We start from the raw sequence: 23,886 nt of genomic DNA on the forward strand, positions 1-23,886 counted from the left end.
CCCCGCACCGGACATTTTGTTTGCCGGTCTGTTGGTCGGCTCGAACAGAGCCAACCGATGCAATCGATTTCATTGAACTATTAGGCGATAGTGAACCGGTTTCCAATGGGCATAAAACAATATTTTACGAACTGCGTCGCGGATGGGATGGCGGACGCGCCGTACCGATCCCCAGACTGCGTGAGGGCCGCAAAAATGGCTCCCGGCGCAGCTTATTGTGCCGCCGTTTCAACTGCGTCGGCGTCAATGAAGCCGCCGGATTGCCGATGCCAAAGGCGGGCATAGTGGCCACCCAGTTCGAGCAGTTCTGCATGGCTTCCCTGTTCGACAATCCGCCCTTCGTCCAGCACGATCAATCGATCCATGGCGGCGATGGTGGAGAGGCGATGCGCGATAGCGATGACGGTTTTATTGGCCATCAGCAGCTGCAACTGGCTCTGGATCGCCGCCTCGACCTCGCTGTCCAGCGCCGAGGTGGCTTCGTCCAGGACAAGGATTGGCGCGTTTTTTAGCAAGACCCGCGCAATGGCGACACGCTGGCGCTGGCCACCAGAGAGTTTTACGCCCCGTTCGCCAACGTGGGCGTCATAACCAGAGCGACCGGTGGGGTCAGTCAATGTCTCGATGAAAACATCGGCTTCGGCCTGTTCAGCGGCGTGGTGAATGTCGGACTCGCTGGCGTCGGGGCGGCCATAGGCAATATTGTCACGCACCGAGCGATGCAGCAGCGAAGTATCCTGGGTGACGACGCCAATATTGGCACGCAGTGAGTCCTGGGTGACGGATGAAATGTCGGTGCCATCAATCAGGATACCGCCTGCCTGCCGGTCGTAAAACCGCAACAGCAGATTGACAATGGTTGATTTTCCCGCCCCCGAGCGGCCCACCAAACCGATTTTCTCGCCCGGTCGGATGTGCAGGTTCAATCCATCGATTACCCCGCTTTCCTTGCCGTAGTGAAAGGCGACATTCTCAAACCTGATATCGCCGTTGACCGGCTCAATCGGTTGAGAATTCGGTTGATCGGCGACCATTCGCGGCAGTGAAATCGAGGAGATACCGTCGCGCACCGTGCCGATATTTTCAAACAGCGACGACATTTCCCACATGACCCACTGGCTCATTCCCTGAAAACGCATGACGAGCCCCAGCGACACCGCCAAGGCGCCAGGCGTCATGGTGCCAACCAGCCAAAGCCAGATGCCAACGGCGCCGACACCGAACAGAAGGGCGGCATTGAGCCAGGAGACAGCAACCTGAAGAATGCTTGCCAAGCGCATTTGGCGATAGACCGTATCGAGAAATCCATCCATTGCCTGGCGGGCATATTTCTCCTCCCGATTGGAGTGGGAGAACAGTTTGACGGTGGCGATATTGGTATAGCTGTCGACAATGCGACCGGTCATCATGGAGCGGGCGTCGGCCTGTTCCTGAGAAATCTTGCCCATCCGGGGGATGAAATAGATCATCAGCGCGACATAGGCCGCCAGCCAGGCGAGAAAAGGCAATGCCAGACGCCAGTCGCTGCTTGCCGCCAAAATGGTGGCGCCGGTAAAGTAGACGACCACATAGACCAGCATGTCGAGAAGCTTCATGACCACTTCGCGCACAGCCAGCGAGGTCTGCATCAGCTTGGCGCCAATACGCCCGGCAAACTCGTCCTGAAAATAGCTCATCGACTGGCGAATGAGATAGCGATGGCTCATCCAGCGGATGCGATGGGGGTAATTGCCCAACAGGGTCTGATGCATAGTCGCCGTGCTGATGACCCCGAGCCCGGGCAGAATCAGCAGTACGAAAGCGCCCATCAATGCCAGTTTCCAGCCATCGGTTTCGATAAAGGTCGACCGATCGGCCGAGGCCAGCCAATTGACCACGTCGCCGACGAATCCGAACAGGATGATCTCACCCAAGGCAATAAGCGCCGCCGCCGCCGCCATCAGGGCCAACCATTTCTTGGCGCCATGGCTATAATGCAGGCAAAATTCCAGAAGGCCTTTTGGCGGTTCTGAGGGTTCTGCTTCGGGATAAGGATTGAGCCGGGTTTCAAACCATTGCATTAGCCGCGTAATCATAATCGCCTCTCAAGAGGAGCCGACCGGTGGGGAAAACACCACCAAAGGGCGTCCCTGTCGCTGGCCAAGCCAGCCCGATCAACCAAATATCGGATACCATCCTCCCTACGTCGACGATATGACGCGGACGAGAATGTGCTGCGCTGCAAATCTTGCCCCCACGACTGCCCAATTTGGCGTAGAAGGATGTAGTTGGCGCACGCTAGCCGCACAGAATACACGAAATGGCCCAATTGGCTACCGTCATTGGACGGGATAGAACACAGATATCTGCAACTGGAATATTTGCCCATGCGCACCGAAACCGAGCACACCATTTTTCTCAAAGATTATGCGCCCAGTCCCTATCGGATTGTGGCTGTCGATCTCGATTTCGATATTTTTGACAAGGTGACCATCGCGCGGGCGCAGTTGAGCATTGAGCCGGAAGCTGAAACGCCGCCCGGTACGCCGCTGGTGCTGGATGGGGATGGCTTGAGCCTGTCCTCGGTTGCCATTGATGGTGCCCCGCTGATGCAATCGGCCTATGCGAGCGATGCCAATAGCCTCACCATCGTCGAACCGCCGCAACGTCGATTTGTGCTGGAAACCGAAGTGCATCTTGACCCGGCGGCCAACACGAAGCTGATGGGACTCTATCGCTCCAACGGAGTGTGGTGCACGCAATGCGAGCCTGAGGGCTTTCGCCGCATCACCTATTATCTGGATCGGCCTGATTGCCTTGCCGTCTTCAAGGTGACGCTGACGGCCGACGCAAAACTGGCTCCGGTCTTGCTCTCAAACGGCAATCTGGTCCGCGCAGGCGACGCTGGCGACGGGCGGCATTTTGCTGTCTGGCAGGACCTGCACCCCAAACCGGCATATCTCTTTGCCATGGTGGCGGGTGATCTGGGCTCGATTACCGACAGTTTCACCACGGCCTCAGGCAAAAAAGTGGATCTGGCGATCTATTGTGAGCATGGCAAGGAAAGCCAGTGCGACTGGGCCATGGACAGTCTCAAGCGCTCGATGGCGTGGGATGAACGGCGGTTTGGCCGCGAATATGATCTCGATATCTTCAACATCGTGGCGGTCAGTGATTTCAATTTTGGTGCCATGGAAAACAAGGGTCTGAATATCTTCAACGACCGGCTGGTTTTCGCACAGCCCGAAAGCGCAACCGATGCCAATTATGCGGGGATCGAGCGGGTCATCGCCCACGAATATTTCCACAATTGGACAGGCAACCGCATTACCTGTCGGGACTGGTTCCAGCTTTGCCTCAAGGAAGGGCTGACGGTCTATCGCGACCAGGAATTTTCCTCGGACGAGCGCAGCCGACCGGTGCAGCGCATCCACAATGTTCAGGGCCTGCGCAGCGCACAATTCCCCGAAGATAGTGGTCCTCTGGCACATGCGCCAAGGCCGGATCACTACAAGGAAATCAACAATTTCTATACAACCACCGTCTACGAAAAGGGCGCGGAAATTGTCAGGATGCTGGCGACGCTTCTCGGCGAAACGGCGTTCCGCAAGGGCATGGACTTCTATTTTGAGCGCCATGACGGGGAAGCCACCACGATTGAAGCATTTCTAGCGGTTTTCGCCGATAGCAGCGGCATGGATCTTGACCAATTCAAGACCTGGTATCTGCAGGCGGGCACCCCGCAGGTCAGCGTGCGCGACGCGTATGACGCCGAAAATCAGACCTATACGCTTGAACTGGACCAGTTGACCGCTGCGACACCCGGCCAGCTGGAAAAGTCGGCTTTGGTGATACCGATCCGGTTTGGACTGATCGGGCCCAACGGCAGCCCGATGGGCTGGTCCAGCGTTAGCGGGGCGGAGGTTCGCGACGACATGATTGTTCTGCGCGAGGATAGCGCAGTGTTGCGTTTTGAAGGCGTCGCCAATCGGCCAGTGCCGTCGCTGTTCCGCGAGTTTTCCGCACCGGTGCAGGTGCATGCGGATCGCTCGCAGGATGATCTGCTGTTTCTGGCGCAGCACGACAGTGACCCGTTCAACCGCTGGGAAGCCCTTCAGGACGTCAGTTCCGCGCTGCTGATCGACGCCGTTGATGGTAAGCGGTGGGACGACAAGGCGCTCGATGGATTGCGTCAGGCGGCGCTGCAGACCCTTGATAGCGACACTTTGGACGACGCGTTCAAGGCACTGGCACTGGAAATTCCCGACGCCTCTGTACTGGGTCAAAAGATCGGCAAGGACATTGATCCAGCCCGGATCCATTCAACGCGCAAGGATTTTATTGCGGCACTATTTGGGCCGGTCGTGGGCACTCTTGAAACTGCCTATGAGGCGCTGACCAGCAACAAGCCCTACGCGCCCGATGCCGCACAGGCCGGGCAGCGCGCCCTGCGCAACCAACTGCTCAAACTGATTGTCGGGGCAGGTGGCGATGATGCTTTGGCGGTCCAGCAATATAGCGAAGCCGGCAATATGACCGATCGCTTTGCTGCCCTGACGATAGTGGGCACCGAATGGACCCACGATGCGGCGGGCCTTCTGGCCGATTTTCACACCCGCTTTGCAACCCACGATCCACTGGTTCTGGACAAATGGCTGATGATCAGCGCGCGGGCAGATGACGACGGGGTAATCGAGCGCATGCAAGCGATCCTGGCCGATCCGGCCTTCCCCAAGAACAACCCCAACCGCCTGCGCTCGCTTGTGGGTAGCTTTGTCTTGTCCAACCCGGTGCAGTTTACCCGCGCTGATGGCGCCGGTTTCCGGTTTGTGACCGGGTTCGTGGCCGATGTGGATGCGCGCAATCCGCAAGTGGCGGCGCGGGTGCTTACCGGGTTCCGAATTTGGCCCATTCTGGAGCCAAAGCGGCGCGAAGCAGCCAAGGCGGCACTTGCAGACCTGCAACAATCAGCAAGTCTTAGCCGCAACACGGCTGACATTTTGGGGCGGATGCTGGCGGACTAGGCGCACGGTTCCAGTGGCGCCAGGATTGGAAGAATTTTTCTCTAACGCTAAGTGATTCAACTGACTCACGAAAATGGCGCGCGGGCAACCGGGCGTCATATAGGGGTATGGACAATCACACCCGGCTTGATTCATTGTTTGTTAAGGGCAAATCGGGGCGGGGACAATCTCCCGAAAAACCAAGGAGACTGGTATGCGGTCGGCGGATATTTCCGGCGCCGGGGCCGAAGGATTCGGCAGCGGAAGTCAGGCGAATGGCATTTACAGCAATGCAACTAATACGTCGTCGAGCCGGATAGCATTTTGTCACAATCCTGTTCCCAATGCAGTGGCATTTACAGCAATCGGCAGTGCAGGCCTTTTCATCATCTACGACATTGCGCGGACCAGCGCCGAAGTCGGCTCGATGGAAGGCATCTGGCAACGGGCGATGGTTGTAGGCTTGCTCGCCGTGGTGCTGATCGGCGCGGCGATGCTCAAATATGGACCGAGGCCAGACGCCAGCCAACGCGCCAGTTTTCAGACATTGGTGGGTGCCATTCCGCTGGGCGTTGCCTGCTGGACCGCAACGGGTAACCTGATCGTTTGCAACGATCAATATCGCAGCCGCCTGAACCTGGCGACCGGGAGTTTTCGCGGCGCGGTAAGTTATCACGACGCGGTCACCCAGTTGATCCGGGGTGGCTACATGAAATTGATCAACGAAGATGACGACAACCGCCTGCTCGAATTGCATCGGCAGGACGGCAGTTGCCTGTTGATTGATGAACGACCGCTGGAAACCGGCGGGTTCATCACGCTGGTTTCCGATGTTACCGAGCGCAAGAAAACCGACATGCTGCTCAATGCCATCAGAGAAGAACAACGCCTTTTGGCGCGGCGCTATCACGAGGAAAAACTCAAGGCGGAAGCAGCAAGCCGGTCCAAGACAAATTTTCTGGCCCATTTGAGCCACGATATCCGCACACCGCTCAACCACATCATCGGTTTTGCCGAACTCATGGCCCATGAAACCTACGGGGCGCTGGGTGATCCGCGGTATCGCGAATACATTCAAACCATCAAATCCTCGGGCGAAGGGCTTTTGGCATCGTTCGCCACCATTCTTGATCTGGCTGAACTTGAAAGCGGCCAAAAGGTTTTGCGCAGTGAACCGCTTCAGGTGGATGAGCTGATCGAAAGTTCGGTTCTGCGCTATCGTGGGCAGGCAGCGCGTGCAGGTATCGAGTTTTGCCTGGGCGAATGTACGCAGGCGATAATTAGCGCCGATAAGCTGGCATTACAGCGCATGCTGGGCAATCTGATCGACAATTCGCTGCGTTTTACGCCGCAGGGCGGCACCATCACCGTGGCGGCCTACGCAGCCAATGACGGGGTGGTGATCGAAGTTTCGGACACCGGCCTTGGCATGACCGAGGACCGGTTGGAGAGCCTGCAACAGCCATTTGCGCTGGGGGATGCGCGGTTTACCCGCGAGGGCGTGGGCCCCGGCCTTGGCATTTCGATTTCGCGCGCCATTGCCGAGTTGAGCGGCGGACGGATGGCAATAGATTCAAGCCCTGCCATGGGCACCACGGTGGCGATATCCCTACCTGCCGTCGAAGGCGATACCAGCGTTATGCAGGCAGCTGAATAGTTAGAGTTTTTCGGCCTTTTCGTACCACTGCGCCGCTGCTGCACTCACCTCGTCCTGCATTGTTGCCAGATCCAGTTCCAGCCGCGAATAGTCCGGGTAGTGGGTCAATGAGGCCAACAGTTCCTTGAAGGCCGCGCTCCAGGCTTCGTCCTTGAACGGAGAAACCAGCGCCACGCTCATCACCTGCAAAATGGTGGAATAGACCCGATGGATATCAGCCAGTCGGGCGCCCTGCTCCAAAAGCCCGGTATCGGCCATTCGCATCAGAACCTTCGTCGTCAGCGCTTGGGGCGCAGCGACCTTGTTGCCAGCGACCAGTTGGGCCGACTGAGCGATAAATTCGAGATCGACCAGACCGCCTTTGGCAAGTTTGAGGTCAAAGGGGTGGCGCGCCGGTCGCTCCTCGGCCATCAGTTTTCGCATGGCTACGACGTCGGCAATAGTCTTGGCGACATCACGTGGCCGCGCCATGACCTCGGCAATGGCTTCATCCACCGTGTGACCCAAATTCTCGTCCGCCAATATGACGCGAGCGCGGCTGAGCGCCAGATGCTCCCACGTCCAGGCGTTGTCGCGATGATAAGATTTAAAGCCCGCCAGACTGGTTGCCAGTGGCCCGGCGTTGCCCGAAGGGCGCAGGCGCATGTCGGCTTCATACAGCACACCCTCGGCGGTTGGCGCAGTGATGGCGGCAACAAGACGTTGAGTCAGGCGGGTAAAATAATGGTTGGTCGAAAGGGATTTATCACCATCCGATTCCGTATCGAGCGGGGCGTCATAGAGCAGGATGAAATCAAGATCAGACGAAACCGTCATCTCGCGGCTGGCCATTTTTCCAAAGGCCAGCAGCGCGACGCTAGAGCGCGCAATCTTGCCGTGGCGCTTTTCAAATTCGTGCCGCACGGCATCAAACAGACGACGCAGCAGGGCCTGCGCGAGCGCGGTAAACTGTTCGCCCGCAATGGTAGCGCTTAGCGTTCCGGACAAAAGGCCCGCCGCAATCAGGAATTTTTGCTCCTGACCAATGATGCGGGCGCGATCGATGGTTTCCTCATAACTGCGTCCTTCGCCCAGAAAGGCATCGACCTTGGCAACCAGCACATCTTCGTGGGTCACATCATCGGCGAATGCAGGATCGATCAGCCCATCCATGACGTGAGCGCGATGAATGACCGCCTCGGCCATTCTGGGGGCGGAGGCCATGAACTGGATCAACAGGGTGCGCAACTGCTGGTGATTGCGCAAAAGCGCGAACAACTGCACGCCGGTGGGCAAGCGCGACAGAAAATTATCAAACTGCGCCATTGCCTCGTCGGCATTGCCAGCGCCGCCAAGATTGGCGATCAGGGCGGGCAGCAACTCGGTCAAATGGGCGCGCGCCGCCGATGCCCGTGTGGCGGGATAGCTGCCGTAGTGCCAGCGGCGAACTGTCTCAATGGCCTTGCTGGGGTCTGAAAACCCCATGGCGGACAGGGTTTCAAGCGTGCCTGGATCATCGTCGGAGCCGGTGAAAACCAGATTGCCTTCGCCACTCCCCAGGCTTTCACCATCGGCGAACAGATCGGAATAATAATGGACCACCAGTTCAAGCGCGGCACGGTAATCGGCTTCAAAGCGGGATAGATCACCCTGCCCCATCAGTCGCGCAATGGTTGCGACCTCGTCGCTGGTGGCGGGCATGGTGTGGGTCTGCTCGTCGGCCAGCATCTGCAAGCGGTTTTCGACAGCGCGCAAATACCAGTAGGTTTTTGTCAACTCCGTCGCGGTCTGGTCGTTGATCCAGTTCGCCTCGGCCAGAGCTGCCAGCGCCTGCGTCGTTGGCTTGACACGCAGGGTGGCGTCGCGGCCACCGGCAATCAATTGCTGGGTCTGGGTAAAAAATTCTATCTCGCGGATGCCGCCGCGCCCCAGTTTGACATTGTGCCCTTCGACGCGAATATCGCCGACGCGCTTGGCAATGTTGATCTGGCGTTTCATCGCCTGAATGTCGGCGATGGTGGCAAAATCGAGATGCTTGCGCCAGACGTAGGGGGCCAGTTCCTTGAGGAACGCCGCACCGACCTGCTGATCGCCGGCGCAGGCACGCGCCTTGATCCAGGCGGCACGTTCCCAATTCTGTCCCCGGCTTTCATAATAGGCCAACGCCGCATCAAATGAGATGGCAACCGGGGTCGATCCGGGATCGGGGCGCAAGCGCAAATCAGTGCGGAACACATAACCATGCTCGCGCCGGTCCTCCATTAGACCGACCAGCTTTTGAACCATGCGCGAATAGATTTTGGTGGCTTCACCGGGATCGGTCAAAGCACCTTTTTCCGGGTCGAAGAAAGCCACGATGTCGATATCGGAAGAATAGTTGAGTTCGCGGCCGCCATGCTTGCCCAGTGCAAAAATGGCGAGGCCGCTATTGGCGGCGGTAGCGTCCCCGGCTGCCAAGGTCAGTTGGCCCTTGAGCCCAGCTTGTCGCACCAACAGATTGAGTGCGGCGTCGAGAGCGGCGTCGGCAAGATCCGAAAGCGCGGCGGTCGATTGTGCGGTTGTCCAGGCGCCGCCCGTCTCAGCAACGGCCGCAAGAAGGGCGGTGCGGCCCTTGGCAATGCGCAGAACCGGGGCCAATTCGTCTTCGTCCGCTGCTGACTTGCCGACCGATTCAACCTCGGCCAGGATCGACCGAAAAGCGGTATCGGCATCGCTTGCCAGCGCCTCGGCCAGCCACTCTGGGTTGATGCGGGCCAGATCGAGCAGATAGGGCGCCGATTGCAACAAGGGGCCAAGGCAAGGGGCCGCGGCGCTGATCCCGCCTTGGACTGCGGCAGGCAAGTCAGCCAGCCAAAGGTCAAAGTCCGGATGGTCGATGGTGGGGAGCGGCGAAAGAGCAATGGTCATTGCCAAGGGATAGCGTGACCGCTTGGGCGCGACAAGGCTTTCGCCATCGGATTTGACGCAATCAGATCGCTACGGCGATTTGCGATTCAGGCAACAGGCAGGTCGATGATGGCCCGCACGCCGGGATTGTTATCTTCAAGGCGGAAATGGCCCTTGTGCAGCCGGGTCACGGCGTCCACCAGTGACAGGCCAAGGCCGGAGCCGGGTTCGGTTCGGCTTTTTCAAGACGCACAAAGCGCTCGAGTACGCGCTTGCGGTCGGTAGCAGGAATGCCGGGGCCATTATCGCTGACCTCGACTATTACCCGTCCCTCGCTCTCGTGGACGCTGACCACGATCTTGCCAACCCCGTCATCGCCGGGTTCGTGATATTTCATGGCGTTTTCGACCAGATTGACCATGGCCTGGCCGATCAGTTCGCGGTTGCCGTGCAAATGAATGCCATCGGTCACTTTGGCTTCCAGCACAAGTCCTGCGTCCTCGGCAACCGGGCCGTATAGTTCGGCAACATCGGCAACCACGGCGCTGACATCGACATCGCTCAGAGCGCCAGAAGGTGCGCCCGCTTCGGCGCGCGCGATCATCAGCAGCGCGTTGAACGTCTGGATCAGCTTGTCACTTTCAACGATGGTGGTTTCCAGCGCGACGCGTCGCTGTTCGTTGTCCGTACCATCACGCAGCGCCGATTCCGCCTGATTGCGCAGCCGGGTCAGGGGCGTTTTCAAGTCGTGGGCGACGTTGTCAGTGACCTCCTTGAGGCCTTGCAGCAATTGCTCGATGCGATCCAGCATGGCATTGAGATTTGTCGCCAGACCGTCAAATTCGTCGTTGCGGCGGGTGATGGGAATGCGCTCGGACAGGTTGCCCGACATGATGGTGGTGGAGGTTGCGCTGATGGAATCAATGCGGCGCAGCACCCGGCGGGCGGTAATGCCTCCGGCGATCAGCGAGAAAAACAATATGCCGCCGACGCCAACCAGAAAGCTTTGAACAATAATGGCGGTAAAGCCGCGTCGTTCGACCACATCGCGCCCGACAACCAGCCGTAGGCCACTGTCGAGCAATATCGAGCGGGCAACCGCATAGCCGCGCCGCGCGTCTTCGGGGCTGTCGTCTTCAGCGTCGATGGGCAGCGAGCGCTGATACTCAAAACTGTACATGCCCGGATGTTGCAGAATATCGGCGGGAATGGTGGTGACATTGCCGAGCAGATACTGGCCGGAAAGATCGCCCAGATAATAGATGCCCGGCCCCGGATTACGCGACAGGCGCTCGATGGCAAACGCAATGCCGCGAACGCCCTGCTGGCGCTCGAGGCGCTGTACCTGACGCACCTCGCGGTCAATGTCGTTGGCCTGCTGGCGCTGAATCTGAATACTGGACTGCCAGCCGATAAAGCCCATCAGCAATATCGAAAACAACACGAAGATCAGAATGAAAGTCGCTGTCAGCCGTACGGTTGAGGTGCGCCAGATCTGGGCAAGCCGATACACGGATTACTCGCGGATCATGTAACCGGCGCCGCGCACGGTTTGCAGCAACGGATTGGCGTAGCCCTTGTCGATCTTGGAGCGCAGTCGCGACATGTGAACGTCAATAACATTGGTCTGAGGATCAAAGTGATAGTCCCAGACATTTTCGAGCAGCATGGTGCGGGTTACCACCTTACCAGCGTTTTTCATCAAATATTCGAGCAGCCGGAATTCGCGCGGTTGCAGAAGGATGGTTTCGCCCTCCCGCTCAACCTTGCGCGACAGGCGATCAAGCGACAGCCCGGCGACCTCGTAGCTGGTGGCGGCTTCTGAAGGACTGGAGCGGCGCGCCAGTACCTCGACGCGGGCCAGAAGTTCGGTAAAGGCATAGGGCTTGGTCAGATAGTCGTCGCCCCCTGCCCGAAGGCCGGTGACGCGGTCATCGACTTCGCCCAGCGCGGAAAGAATCAGAACGGGGGTCTTGTCGTCCTCGGCGCGCAGCGATTCAACGATTGAAAGGCCATCGCGGCGCGGCAGCATGCGGTCAACGATCAGGACATCATAGTCCATGCCCGAGGCCATGGCGTAGCCGGTTTCGCCGTCGGCGGCATGATGGGTAACGTGACCTGCCTCATCAAGCGCCTGAATGAGATAGCTGGCGGCCTCACGATCATCTTCGATTAACAGGATTTTCATGTGCGGCCCCAAATGCGGCCCCGGGACGATGCCCCGGGGCCATCAGTTCGTTTATTCGGACAGTGGCAAGCCGACGAAGCGGGCTTGGCCGTCGCGGCTGGCCTTGACCAGCGCTGTGCTCAGGCCCTTGTCCTTGACGCCCTTGATGGCGGCTTCGAACTCGTCGAGGGTCGCCACAGGCTTGTTGTCGACTTCAAGAATGGCGTCGCCAACGGCAAAGCCTTTTTCCGCTGCGGGGCTGTTCTCATCGATATTCTGGATGAGCAGGCCACCGCTTCCGTCAGAGTTTGGCACAAGGGTCAGCCCAACGCTGGACTTTGCCGGTGCCACTTCTGCGGGTGGTACGGGCGCGGATTCGCTGGCGTCAGCTGTTTCTTCCTTCAGCGTGTCCAGGGTAACCTTGACCTTGGTTTCGGCCCCATCGCGCCAGATGGTCAGTTCGACCGGTGTGGTCGGTGCCTTGCTGGCGATGGTGCGTGACAAGTCCAGAGCGTCACTGATCTGCTTGCCATCAACGGCGGTGATGATATCGCCGGAAACAACACCTGCCTTACCGGCAGGACCATCGGGGGTAGGTTCACGGACGATGGCGCCCTTGGGCGAAGGCAGCCCAACGCTGTCGGCGATATCGCGCGTTACGTCCTGAATGGACACACCCAGGAAGCCACGGACAACCGTGCCACCCTTGATCAACTGATCAACGATCTGCTGAACGGTCGAAGCTGGAATGGCGAAGGCAATGCCAACATTACCACCATTTGGAGAGTAAATTGCGGTATTTACGCCAACAACTTCACCTTTAAGATTAAAATCGGGTCCACCCGAATTACCTGAATTGACAGCGGCGTCGATCTGGAGGAAATCACCGTAGCTGGAGCCACCAATATCGCGGCCTTCAGCCGAAATAATGCCGACGGTCACGGTGCCGCCAAGGCCAAATGGATTACCAACTGCGACCACCCAGTCACCAATGCGGCTGCGTTCGGTTTCGAGTTTGACGAAAGGCATGTCGGTGCCGTCGATCTTGAGAACCGCCAGGTCCGTGCGCTCGTCAGTGCCCACGATTTCGGCGACCTTTTCATCGCCATCATCAAAGACAACGGTCACTTTGGTCGCGTCCTTAACCACGTGATTGTTGGTGACGATGTAACCGTCAGCCGAAATCACAAAGCCGGAACCGGCAGCGAGGAATTTACGGGGTTGCGGTTTTCCGCCCTGGCCGTTGCCATCCTGGCCAAAGTTGTCAAAGAAGTCCTTGAATGGATGCCCGTCCGGGAGATCGGGGAAATTGAAATTGGGCTGGCCACGACGCGGACCGGAGGCACCGGTTTCCTGCGCTTCAACCAGAATAGAGACCACAGCCGGTTTGACCGCCTCAACCAGATCAGCAAACCCTTGGGTCGGCGCGACACCCGGTGGCACGATTTGCGCGGCAGGCTGGACCTGAACCTGCGCAGTGGCCTGCTCACTGGTCATCACCAGCGCCGTAGAAACACCGCCTATGGCAACGAGTAACGCCAAAGCGGAGGCACCGAGCCAGCGACGGGTACGCGAAAGAAATGTCGAACGCATCTAATCAGTCTCCTTGGTAAAGCTCTCAACAGCTTGTGGCTGTGACCATATAAGAGCGGTCATTGCTGGTAAGTTGCGTTCACATTAAACTATGGTAATGCTCGGGGCGGCACCAAGGCAATAATTTGCCATGGATCAGCCGCATTTCTTGCGCCCTCAGCTCGGCTCATTATTGCTTTGCCTTGTCGCTTTGAAGCGCCTTGAGCACCGCTTTTTCTTCGCCGGTAAGGCTCTGGGGCGTTGCAGGAGTTCGGCGTCTGGCCGCGATAAACAGGATGATCAGGCCAATCAGCAGCAGAACGGGGGCAGCGCCCCACAAAAGAATTGTGCGGGCCTCCATGCGGGGGCGGAGCAGCACGAACTCTCCATAGCGGTCGACAAGATATTGGCGCACCTGATCGTCGCTGTCGCCCGCAACCAGTCGCTCGCGCACCAGGAGGCGTAGATCGCGCGCGAGATCGGCGTCGCTGTCGTCGATGGACTGGTTTTGACAGACAAGGCATCGAATCTCAGCAGATATATCGCGCGCCCGCGCTTCCAACGCAGGATTGTCGAGAATTTCGTCGGGGTTGAGCGCCAGGGCCGACATGGCAGGCAGGCACAGCAACATTACCAGCAGCGCGCGAAGCCAGTTCATTGAACAGCCTCTCTGACCTGACGCGCCTTACGCCGGGGTGCCCCTACCCGCAGGCGGCGGTCGGTCAGGGATAAAGCGCCCGCAAAGGCCATGAACAGCGTGCCGATCCAGATCAGGGTAATGTAGGGTTTGTGCCAGAGACGGACGACGTGGGTGCCGTTAACGGCTTCGCCCAACTGCAGGTAAAGCTGGGAAAAGCCATAGGTCTGGATGGCCGCTTCCGTGGTTGGCAGGCCACTGGCCTGATAGGTGCGGCGCGCCGCCTGCATCTGCCGGGTGCCGCCATCCGTATCGGTGATGGTAAAAGTGCCCACCTCGGCGGTAAAACCCGGTCCGTTCTCGGGATCAAAACTGTCAAAGGCAATGGAATAGCTGGCCAGACTGGTCGTTTCACCGGGATTAAGGGTTGTGACCAATTCGGTTTCCCAAGCGCTTGTGGCCACGATGCCCAGGACGGTGACACCGACCCCAAAATGGGCGATGGCCGTTGCCCAGGTGGTGCGCGGCAGCCCGGCGAGGCGGCGCACGCTGTCCATCGGCGGGATGCGGCCAACTTTGCCGCGCTCGACCAATTCAGCGAAGGCGCCAAAGGCCACCCAAAAGCCCAACAACAGCCCGATTGGCGCCATCGAGACTGTGGCCCCGCTCAGTGCCGCAATCAAAACGGCCAGAAACATTGCCAATGCCGCAGCCGCGACCAGTCGTTGCGCCGCTGCCACGACGTCGGCCCGCTTCCAGGCCAGCAGTGGCCCAAAGGGTAAGACAATCAGCAATGGCGACATCAGGACTGCAAAGGTCAGGTTGAAAAACGGTGGACCGACCGAGATTGAAACACCGGCCAAAGCGTCCAGCAGCAATGGATAGAGGGTGCCAACCAGTACGGCCCCGGTGGCAGTGGCCAGAAACAGATTATTGAGGATCAGTGCCCCTTCCCGGCTGACCGGTGCAAACAGGCCGCCGTGCCGCAGGGTCGACACCCGCAGGGCAAAGAGCAGGAATGCCCCACCGATGAACAGGGCCAGTAGCGCCAATATGAACAACCCGCGCGTTGGATCACTGGCAAAGGTGTGCACGGATGTCAGAATGCCCGAGCGCACCAGAAATGTACCCAGCAGCGAAAGGGAAAAGGTGATGATGGACAGGAACACAGTCCAAACCTTGAGCGCATTGCGCTTTTCCATAACCAAGGCGGAATGCAAAAGGGCGGTGCCCGCCAGCCACGGCATGAAGCTGGCGTTTTCGACGGGGTCCCAGAACCACCAGCCGCCCCAGCCAAGTTCGTAATAGGCCCAGTACGATCCCATGGCGATGCCCAGGGTCAAAAACAGCCAGCTCAATATCGCCCAAGGCCGCACCCAGCGTGCCCACGCGCCATCAATCCGGCCCGAAATCAGGGCAGCGATAGCGAAGGAAAAGCAGATCGAAAAACCGACATAGCCGGTATAGAGCAGCGGTGGGTGAATGGCCAAACCAACATCCTGCAACACCGGGTTGAGGTCAGACCCCTGAAGCGGGGCTGGTGACAAACGCCAGAACGGGTTGGAGGTAAAAATCGTAAAGCCGGAAAATGAGGCGGTCAGCAGCGCCTGCATGGCCAGGACAAGCGTCAACAAATCGCGCGGCAGGTTCTTGCCGAAGGCGGCAACCATGGCGCCAAATCCAACAAGGATCAGGATCCATAGCAGCATGGAGCCTTCATGATTACCCCAGACGCCCGAGATTTTGAAGAGCATAGGAATGACCGGATTTGAATTTTTTGCAGCGAGCGCCAGCGAAAAATCGGATACGACGAACGCCTGAATCAGGGCCAGAAACGCAATGGCGATCAGTACGAACTGCAATATTGCTGCCTGACTGACAAATTGGGCAATGCGTTCGCCGCTGCGCCAGAATGCAAATCCGCCAACGGCGGCGATGCTGGCAATTGCAAAGGCGAGGATGAGCGCGAAGTGGCCGAGTTCAATAGGCATCAGTTCGCGGCTCCTGCTTCTGGGCGCCATTCGCCGCGCGCCTTGAGCGAATCGACGATTTCCTTGGGAATGTAGTTTTCGTCGTGTTTGGCCAGCACATTGGTGGCGGCGAAATCACCCTGCGGGGTCATGCTGCCTTCGGCCACGACGCCCTGTCCATTGCGGAACAGGTCAGGGAGAATGCCAACAAAATCCGCCTTCACTTCGGCACCACCGTCGGTGATGACAAACGTATTGTTCTCCCCATCGCGCACCCAGGAACCATCCTTGACCAGCCCGCCCAGCCGGATGGCCTGCCCAGGCGCTACATCGTGCGCGCTCAAATCGGACGGTGTGTAGAAAAATACGATCTGGTCGCGCAGCGCCACCAGCACAAGGGTTGTGGCCAATCCAACGACAATGGCCAGACCGGCAATAACGGCGAGGCGCTTCTGTTTGCGGGTCCAGCCTTTTTTCTGGTTAGGGATGGCGATGTCATGGCTTGGCTCCTCCAATGTCAGCTCGCCAGCAGCGGCAATACTGTCAAGATCGGCACGGTCGAAGGTTTTTGGATAGGCCTTGACCGCCGCGTCATAGGTTTTCTGGGCCGCTTGTTTGTCGCCCAATACCAGATAGGAGCGAACCAGGCGCACCCACTCCTCGATCGGGCCACCCTGATCGGTCAGTCTCGTCGCCAGCCCGCTGACCATGCCTTCGATCATGGCCGCCTGGTCATCGGCAGAGGTGTCGGCAGCACTATCAACCACACCGTCAGCTTCGGCCAGCTTAAGCCCCCGATTGGCCGTTGGAACCCAGGGTTCGTCCCCTTTTGAAAGGGCCAGCAGCTCTTTCCAGGCGCTGACGGCGGCGGGAAAGTCGCCGGTCCGTGTCAACTCGCCCGCAATGTAAAAGCGGGCTCGAACATCGCTCGGATCAAGCGCTACGGCCTTCCTGAACAATTCCATCGGCTCGCCAGAGGCGTCGCCTTCAGCCTGCATCAGTAGTGCCTCGCCCAGATCGGTCTGCGCGTTGGCGGTCATATCGCCCAAATCAACAATCCGGCGATAGGCCTTTGCCGCGTCCGCATAGCGACCCGATTGCATATAGACTGGCGCAAGGACGCGCCAACCCCGCAAATCATCTGGATTGCTGGCCAGTTCGGTTTCAATCCGCGCCACTGCCTGTTTGATGTCGATGGCCGCGGCAGCGTCAGCGCGACCGGCAAGAGGCTGACTGGGCATGTTGGGGCTGCCGACCAATTGGTAGGTCCCCAGCGCCAGAACCCCAACGGCCAGAACGGCAGCAAACGCTGCGTTTCCGCCAAACAAGATGCCTTTTTCCGCGTCAGTATTCTCGGTTTTGTGAAGCATAATTTCACGCGCCAACTCGCCTTTTGCCGCTTCCGCCTCGACATCGCCGAGCTTGCCGGCGGCGCGATCAGCATCAATGGTCGCCAACACGGCCTGAAAATGCCTGTTCGTAGCGGCTGAATCGTCGGCTGCTGCGTTGACCGAACGCCGTGTAGCCGCATAATACAACGCAGCACAGGCGATGGCGGTAACAATAGTGACTATAAACCAGAGCAGCATGGGTTCCGATTGCTCGACGCCGAGAGAAAATGATTGTTCCGCATCTATAAGCTCAATGTGTCGGAAAATCACAAAAACGCTCGTGATAGAGGGGGGCTTATTGCCACATGTGCACAATTGGCCGCTGGCGGCTGGGGCGCAATGAGTGGACTGGATGTCGATATCGCCATCGTGGGCACCAGTCCGCTGGCGCTGCTGCTCGCCGCAATTCTGGCCGGTACGCACAAGCAGAAAATTGCGCTGATCGGGCAGCGGCCGTCACCCTTTGCACTTTTTGATAAGCTGACGCTTTCGGTTGCTCCGCTTACCCGGCCTGAAAGCTGGTCGATGCTGGCAGCCGGCGTGCCCGAAACGGAAAAACTGATCGGGCACCTTGGTGCCAAAGCCAGCCTGCTGCGGGTTGATCCGATATTTTCGGCCAATAGTGCTGATGGCGAACAGGGGTTGTCGCATATTCGACATATGGCGCGCGGCTTTGGCCATATGGTTGAGCGGGTGAGCCTTGACGGGCGCGCCTGTCAAGCAATCCAGTGGCGCGACGCGATCTGGATGGATCAGAATGCATTGGCCGCCAGCGTTCTAAGCTGGCTGGATCAGAACAAAGTTCCCCAATATGCCAACGCAACATTGGCAGGCCGTCGCGACGGTCAGGGGCGGGCGGTTTTCAATGCCAAAGGCCGCCAGATTACAGCGCGGCTGGCTGTTCTGGCCGATGCAAACGCGATCCTGGCCAACCTTGCGCCCAATGTGCTGCAAGCCCATTTCCGCTCGGCAACGGGCACCAGCATCCTGACCCAACCCGCTGGCCCGTTGGCATCGTCGGTATTGATCGAAATTGATAGCGGCGTTCAGCTGAGCCAAGGAGCGTCCGGTGGGATCGCCGCAACTTCTCCGCTGTCCCCCGAAATGGCGTTACCTCAATTGGCCCATCTGTTGCGGGCGCATCGCCACCTGCAGCTGGCCGGGCAAGACCAGTTCACCCATTTAACGCCACGCTATGGTGCACCGCTGATCGGCGCGCTGACGCCAACGGGACCAACGGTGCTGGCTGGTCTGGACCTCATCGCCCCCTTTATGGCGCCAGCCATCGCCCGCTATTTGCTGGGCAATACAAGCGAGGCTGAAACAGCCTATTTTGCGGTTCGCGGTGCCAACGCGGCCATGGAAATCAAGGACTTTGCCAGGGTGGGTGCGGCATGAAACGCCAGATCCTTCGCACTGATACAGCGACTTCCCACCCGATAGCGGGCAAGGCCATCGACCGCAGTAAGCCTTTGAGTTTCAAACTCAATGGCCGTCTCATAGAAGGTTATGCGGGCGACAGTGTGCTTAGCGCGCTATTAGCCAATGGCATTGACACGCTGGGCCTGCATCGCGGGCATCCTGTGGGGCTGTCTCAACGGTTGGCGCCTGCCGCCATCGCGGTTTCGCATGCCAATCAACTGGCACGAGCGATACCAATTTCCCGGCTGCCCGCGATAAATGGTAGCGAACTAACATTGGTTGGCAGTCATCGACGGGTCGGTCCAATTGCCCGCGCTGCAGAAATTGTGGGCCGTCGCCCCCAATCCCTTGGCGTCAATCTTGATGAAGCGCGCTCAATGCCGCCTGACTGGCTCGATGCGCCACGCGAACCATTGGCCGAGGCCGATTTGATCGTGATCGGCGGTGGCTTGGCGGGAATGAGTGCGGCGGTTGCCGCTGCCAAACGCGGCAACAACGTCATTTTGGTGGAGCGTCAGGGATGGCTTGGCGGGGTGGCTGAACTGTTCGGCACCATTGAAGGCGAGCCAACGCCCGCTGACAATGTCGCCCGGTTGAGCAAGGCAATCGCCGAGCATGATAATATCACCATATTGCTACACGCAGAGGTGGTGCTTTTGCGCCCCGGTCGGGTTCTGGTCCACCATGTCCTAGGGGGTGACGGTCCACCGCAGGGCAAAATGCAGCCCCTCACCAGTAAACGCATTATCCTGGCAACCGGAGCGGTCGAACGCCTGCCCCTGTTCAGCGGCAACCGCCTGCCGGGCGTAACCGGGGCGCTGGAAACTTTCTGGCGCGCTTGGCACTTTGGTGTCTGGAGTGGATCGTCAGCGATCCTGGCAAGCGTTACCAGCGCTCCCTATCGACTGGTGATGATGGCCAGCGACGCGGGCATCGCCATCAAACGACTGGCTGACAATCGTCTCAATCCCCAGTCGCGATTCATCGAATTTTCCAAAGCCTACGGCATGACCCAGGTTGGCGGCACCGCCCCGGTTCGGGTGGAACAAGGCAAAGGCAATGCTGACCGCCTGACCGTCAGTTTGGGATTGGCACTCGAGGGGTTGGAACGGCAGGCGGCACCGCTGTCCTGCGATCAATTGATCGTTTGCGGGGGATGGCAGCCCGATTTATCCCTCTGGCACGGCGTGGGCGGCGCCAGCTGCTGGAACGAGGATCGGCATCGGCTCGAAGCCATGGCCGGCCCTGACAAGATCGTGCTGGCGGGCGCTGCGGCCGGGTGGATCAGCAAGCACGCCTGCCTGCACAGTGGCACCGATGCTGCCAATCAATTGTTTGCGCGCAAGCGCAAGCCAGTGGTTGAGCGCGTCATTGATCCAATTTATGAAACGCCCGACGGCCCGACGCCGATCATGACGCACGTCCCCGTTTCGGGTGCGCCGGCCTATCTTGATGGTGGCGCCAGCCTCATCGGCGTTCAGGAGCCTGAACGCCGCCGCCTGCCGTTTGCCAAGCCGATCCCCTGGTCACTGGCGGATCAGCCGCAGGCGCTTGAAGTGGGCGACGTCGCGGCGGGCGTGCAGCTTGGGGACATCCCACGCGAGCAGGCAGGCATCATTGCGCAGGCGCGCTCGGTTGCCATTGCCGAGTTGGATCATTTTGTCTCAGATGCTGCGCCTGAAAATATCGACAGCGTGCCGCCGCCGCTGGTACCGGACTTTCTTACGGGTCGATTTGGCAGCGATCCGCAGCTTTGGAAACTCAAGCTCTCAGAGCCGCGCGCGCTGGATCCCGGCGCGCTCATATTTGCCAATTCGGATCAATCCAATCCCTTATTGGCAATCGGCGTCATCGTTGGCGCCGATCATTGCGCGCCGATTGGCTTGATGCGGTCAATTTCTGCGCGTGAAGGCGTTGGCTTAACCGTTCGCGATACCGATCGCCCCGTGGCCGCCCGGTTGGCAGGGCAATATCATTTCAAAGGATCAGCCGCGCCGCTCAGCGCCGAGGCGAGCGCGTCTTAGCGTATCGGCGTAATCGCGGTTAAACCGCACCTCGGCCATTTTGATTCCGACTTCAAGCCGCCGGGCCGTGATGAGATCATCCGGGTTGAGGCGCAGGGCTTCAAGATTGCGATTGAGATGCAGTTCGAGCGTTTCGCCGGTCTGGTTCCAGGCCTGATCGAGCAAGGCATTGAGCGCCAACGAGTCGCGACAGTCACGAATGGCCGCCAGCAGATAGATGCCATTAAGCGCGACCAGCAAATGGTCGTCGTCGAGACGATCCGCCCCCTCGCGCCCCTTGCGCAAGGTCTGGTTGATATCGGGCAAAATCTGTTTGAGGCGTGGCTCGAGGCGTTCCGAAACCTGCTTGGTCATCCCCCCGACCATCATGCCCCAACGACTTTTGCGGCTCAATTCGACAAACCCGGCAACGGCGCGAATCAAACGATGAAACCGGTCCAGCCCGCGACACGCCAGATCGATATCGGCAAAGGTGCCTGTGGGTTGGAGCAAATAGAGTTGATTTTGCGCATGGGCCAGCAAGGCATCGATGAGCGGGGCAAAACCGGAGCGCTCAACAACCGCCTCCTTGCCGCTGCCCAAGACGCGCACGACGCTCTTGATCAGCCGCGAGGGATTGGCGACCTGGCCAACAGCTGCGTGAAGCAATAACGAGGCGACCGGCACATCCTGCAACGGCATGGATTGCAAGGCAGCGCCGAGCGCTGTCTCATCGGCCATATCGTTGGTCGCCCGCCCAAAAGCCTGCGCTTTGGCTAAAAGACCTCGGCAGCGCAAGGCGGTCATAACGACAGGTAGACGCTCGTAGCCGTTTTCGCCACCCAATTGCGCGATGAGGCGACGTTCTGCCTCGATACCAGATTTTGCCCTGGCAACACTCTCTTTCATCCGCGCCAGAATTCTTGGCATGAGCAGCTCGAGCTCGCTCATCTCGTAACTATCGCTGGAGACGCGGTCGTGGTCGATAATGTCGCTGCACAAATCGCGCACAACCCAGGTCCAGATTGCCTCGGCCCGTTGGTGACTGATCGATCCGGAAAATGCAAATTCGACCGGATCTTCAACAATGACGGCGTCGATCAGACCCAAAAAAGGGCGAACCGCAGCCTGGCGTTCGCGCCGATTATGTCGGTTTGTTGATGGTTGTTTGCGTGCAGCTGACGTCGATAAAGGCATTGGGACTATTACTACTGGACCAGACTGGCCGACAGCCTAGCCCCGCAAGGTAAACAATCCGTCATTTTACCGTGTCAACCGAGCGCGAAACGCTTAGCCAACGTTGGCAACCACACCCCAATTTCCGGTCTGCTCGCGGCAGGCGGTGCCTTTGCGTACATAGTCCTTGCCGCCAATGGTAACAGTGTGGGTGAAATCGCGGCAATCGAGATTATTGACACGCACATACGGGCCGACATTGACGACGCCTGAAACGCCCTTGTCACCCTTCCAGGGACGGGGGGCACCGGGGCGACCGAACTGCAGCGCGTAATATTGAGCACTACTGGCCTGCGCCGAATCGTTGGACGACATCTGTGAGAGGGCCGATGAATCAACAAAGCCCGAGGAGACGCTGGTTGTCTGCAGCGCGGCCTGCGTGGTCTGGGCTGGCGTCGGGCCCGAATATACTGGCGCTGCAACGGCCGTACTGGCCACCGGTGCCTGATAAACTGTGGACGTCCGACTCATGCCTGTGCATCCGGCAAGGGTTAGAGCCAACAATGGCAGTACGAAACGAGTGATAGTGTTCATGTTGCTCAAATCTCTTGCAGGTCGCTTAGTTCTATGAGGGGCAATGAGTCTAAATTGAGTCTATGCTTGGCCCTTGGTCATGCCCCCAAGTCGAGCCGTTGGCAAGCGCAGTTCCACAAGAAGCCCACCCAAAGCCGACCGCCTCAACTCCAGGCTGCCCCCGTAGACATCTACCAGTTCCTTGACGATATCGAGTCCCAATCCGCTGCCCGGCGTTTTCTCATCCAGCCTGACACCACGGCGCAACACTTTTTTGGCGTCTTCCTCGGAAAGACCGGGACCGTTGTCGTCGATGCGCAAAAGCAAGACAGCGCCGTTGTCGCCACGCTCGCTCAACAGCCGCACCCCCACCTGGCCCTTTGACCACTTGCAGGCATTTTCCAGCAGGTTTCCGGCCATTTCCTCCAGATCAGCCTCGTCGCCACGAAACCAGGGCAATGACGCATCGGGGCGCTGGAAAGCAATGGTGCAGTTGGGGTGAATTTTGCGCATGACGCGCGTCAGGCGCAGCATGATCATGGTCGCATCGGACTTTTTGCCCACAATCGAGGTACGGGCTGCCAACCGCGCCCGCTCCAGATAAGTGGCCACCATGGTGCTCATCTTGTCGCTTTCCGACAAGACGATTTCGGCCAGACCGGTCTTGTCGTTGGTCGCCTCGTTGCGGAGCACAGCAATCGGTGTTTTCAGCCCATGTGCCAAATTGCCGACCTGATTTCTGGCGCGCTCGATAATCTGGGCATTGGAACGCAGCAATTCGTTGACCTCGTCGGCCAGGGGCGCAATTTCGGTCGGATAGGTGCCGCTAACTGTTTCGCTATCGCCCTCGCGCACGCTCTCGATTGCGGCGCGCAGGCGGCCGATTGGCCTAAGGGCAAATCGCGCAACGATGGCACTCATGATGGCCAGCATGGCGCCGACCGCCCCGAGCACAATGAAAGCCTGCCCGCGAAAATCACCGACCAGTTGCAATATTTCGGTCAGGCTGCCACTGACAGCGATCTCATAGGTATTGTCGCCAACAGTGACGGCGCGTTCCACCACCCGGATCTGCGTGCCAAAAACATCATCCATCACCGCGGTGCGAACGCCAGAAGGATTGGACGCCGCCGGAAGATCGGGCAGGCCGATGCCAACCAGCGACGTTGACAAATTATCGAGACCACCTTTGTCGTCGCGGATAGCCCAGTACCAGCCCGAACGGGGTCTGTCGAAGCGGGGATCATTGAGGGTGATGCTATTGGCCCGCGGATCGCCGGTTTCAAGCAACGCCCCGGTCAGGCTCTCGACGTGAAATTCCAGTGTTTCGGTGAGGCTTGTGTCGAGCGCGCGCGAATAGAGTTCGGTCAGCAAGAAGCCGGTCGCAACCAGGGCCACAACCAGCCATCCAGCCGACAACCAGAACAGGGACGCAGCGATGGAGCCTTTTTTCATCTGCCGCCCTGCCCCC

The 23,886-nt window shown here is 58.9% G+C and carries 15 protein-coding genes; 4 read left to right on the top strand and 11 right to left on the bottom strand.

Annotated elements, in window-relative coordinates; genetic code table 11:
- Nucleotides 1–212: 212 nt before the first annotated feature.
- Nucleotides 213–2,075, bottom strand: a complete 1,863-nt coding sequence (locus PSQ90_RS02590; protein ID WP_282211888.1) for an ABC transporter ATP-binding protein — start codon at nt 2,073–2,075, stop codon at nt 213–215.
- A 291-nt stretch (nt 2,076–2,366) separates the two neighbouring features.
- Between PSQ90_RS02590 and pepN the strand changes: the two genes are divergently transcribed.
- Together pepN and PSQ90_RS02600 are read left to right on the top strand one after the other, a co-directional pair.
- The gene (gene pepN / locus PSQ90_RS02595) at nt 2,367–5,003 is read left to right on the top strand and encodes an aminopeptidase N (RefSeq protein ID WP_282211889.1); all 2,637 of its coding nucleotides are present in this window, start codon (nt 2,367–2,369) and stop codon (nt 5,001–5,003) included.
- A 193-nt stretch (nt 5,004–5,196) separates the two neighbouring features.
- Complete coding sequence (locus PSQ90_RS02600) at nt 5,197–6,639, top strand: sensor histidine kinase (protein ID WP_282211890.1); 1,443 nt, start codon at nt 5,197–5,199, stop codon at nt 6,637–6,639.
- On the opposite strand, the gene PSQ90_RS02605 is transcribed toward PSQ90_RS02600, so the two are convergent.
- From PSQ90_RS02605 to ccmE, 7 genes are all read right to left on the bottom strand, one after another.
- A complete protein-coding gene (locus PSQ90_RS02605; protein ID WP_282211891.1) occupies nt 6,640–9,525 on the bottom strand; it encodes a bifunctional [glutamine synthetase] adenylyltransferase/[glutamine synthetase]-adenylyl-L-tyrosine phosphorylase in 2,886 nt (961 codons plus the stop codon). It abuts the gene before it with no gap.
- A gap of 166 nt (nt 9,526–9,691) precedes the next feature.
- A complete protein-coding gene (locus PSQ90_RS02610; RefSeq protein ID WP_282211892.1) occupies nt 9,692–11,017 on the bottom strand; it encodes a sensor histidine kinase in 1,326 nt (441 codons plus the stop codon).
- Nucleotides 11,018–11,020: 3 nt separating this feature from the next.
- A complete protein-coding gene (locus PSQ90_RS02615; protein ID WP_282211893.1) occupies nt 11,021–11,692 on the bottom strand; it encodes a response regulator transcription factor in 672 nt (223 codons plus the stop codon).
- 51 nt (nt 11,693–11,743) lie between these two features.
- Nucleotides 11,744–13,264: a Do family serine endopeptidase gene (locus tag PSQ90_RS02620; RefSeq protein WP_282211894.1), complete on the bottom strand. Its 1,521-nt coding sequence runs from the start codon at nt 13,262–13,264 to the stop codon at nt 11,744–11,746.
- A 169-nt stretch (nt 13,265–13,433) separates the two neighbouring features.
- Entirely contained in the window at nt 13,434–13,901 is a 468-nt protein-coding gene (locus PSQ90_RS02625; protein WP_282211895.1) for a cytochrome c-type biogenesis protein, read from the bottom strand.
- Nucleotides 13,898–15,871, bottom strand: coding sequence for a heme lyase CcmF/NrfE family subunit (locus PSQ90_RS02630; RefSeq protein WP_282211896.1), 1,974 nt, complete (start codon nt 15,869–15,871; stop codon nt 13,898–13,900). Before PSQ90_RS02630 ends, PSQ90_RS02625 begins: the two co-directional genes overlap by 4 nt.
- Entirely contained in the window at nt 15,871–17,439 is a 1,569-nt protein-coding gene (ccmE, locus tag PSQ90_RS02635; RefSeq protein WP_282211897.1) for a cytochrome c maturation protein CcmE, read from the bottom strand. Before ccmE ends, PSQ90_RS02630 begins: the two co-directional genes overlap by 1 nt.
- Before the next feature lie 141 nt (nt 17,440–17,580).
- On the opposite strand from ccmE, the gene PSQ90_RS02640 reads away from it, so the two are divergent.
- Nucleotides 17,581–18,639, top strand: a complete 1,059-nt coding sequence (locus tag PSQ90_RS02640; protein ID WP_282211898.1) for an FAD-binding oxidoreductase/lyase — start codon at nt 17,581–17,583, stop codon at nt 18,637–18,639.
- Nucleotides 18,636–20,687 carry an FAD-dependent oxidoreductase gene (locus PSQ90_RS02645; RefSeq protein ID WP_282211899.1) on the top strand — a complete coding sequence of 684 codons (2,052 nt, stop codon included), beginning with the start codon at nt 18,636–18,638 and terminating at the stop codon, nt 20,685–20,687. Before PSQ90_RS02640 ends, PSQ90_RS02645 begins: the two co-directional genes overlap by 4 nt.
- Here the strand turns inward: PSQ90_RS02645 and PSQ90_RS02650 are convergent.
- The 3 genes from PSQ90_RS02650 to PSQ90_RS02660 form a co-directional block, all read right to left on the bottom strand.
- The gene (locus tag PSQ90_RS02650) at nt 20,649–21,776 is read right to left on the bottom strand and encodes a hypothetical protein (protein WP_282211900.1); all 1,128 of its coding nucleotides are present in this window, start codon (nt 21,774–21,776) and stop codon (nt 20,649–20,651) included. The two genes, PSQ90_RS02645 and PSQ90_RS02650, sit on opposite strands and share 39 nt — an antisense overlap.
- A gap of 180 nt (nt 21,777–21,956) precedes the next feature.
- Nucleotides 21,957–22,436, bottom strand: a complete 480-nt coding sequence (locus PSQ90_RS02655; protein ID WP_282211901.1) for an RT0821/Lpp0805 family surface protein — start codon at nt 22,434–22,436, stop codon at nt 21,957–21,959.
- A 60-nt stretch (nt 22,437–22,496) separates the two neighbouring features.
- Nucleotides 22,497–23,870, bottom strand: coding sequence for a sensor histidine kinase (locus tag PSQ90_RS02660; RefSeq protein ID WP_282211902.1), 1,374 nt, complete (start codon nt 23,868–23,870; stop codon nt 22,497–22,499).
- Between the last annotated feature and the right edge of the window lie 16 nt (nt 23,871–23,886).

Source organism: Devosia rhodophyticola (assembly GCF_028816475.1).
GTDB classification, from domain to species: domain Bacteria; phylum Pseudomonadota; class Alphaproteobacteria; order Rhizobiales; family Devosiaceae; genus Devosia; species Devosia rhodophyticola.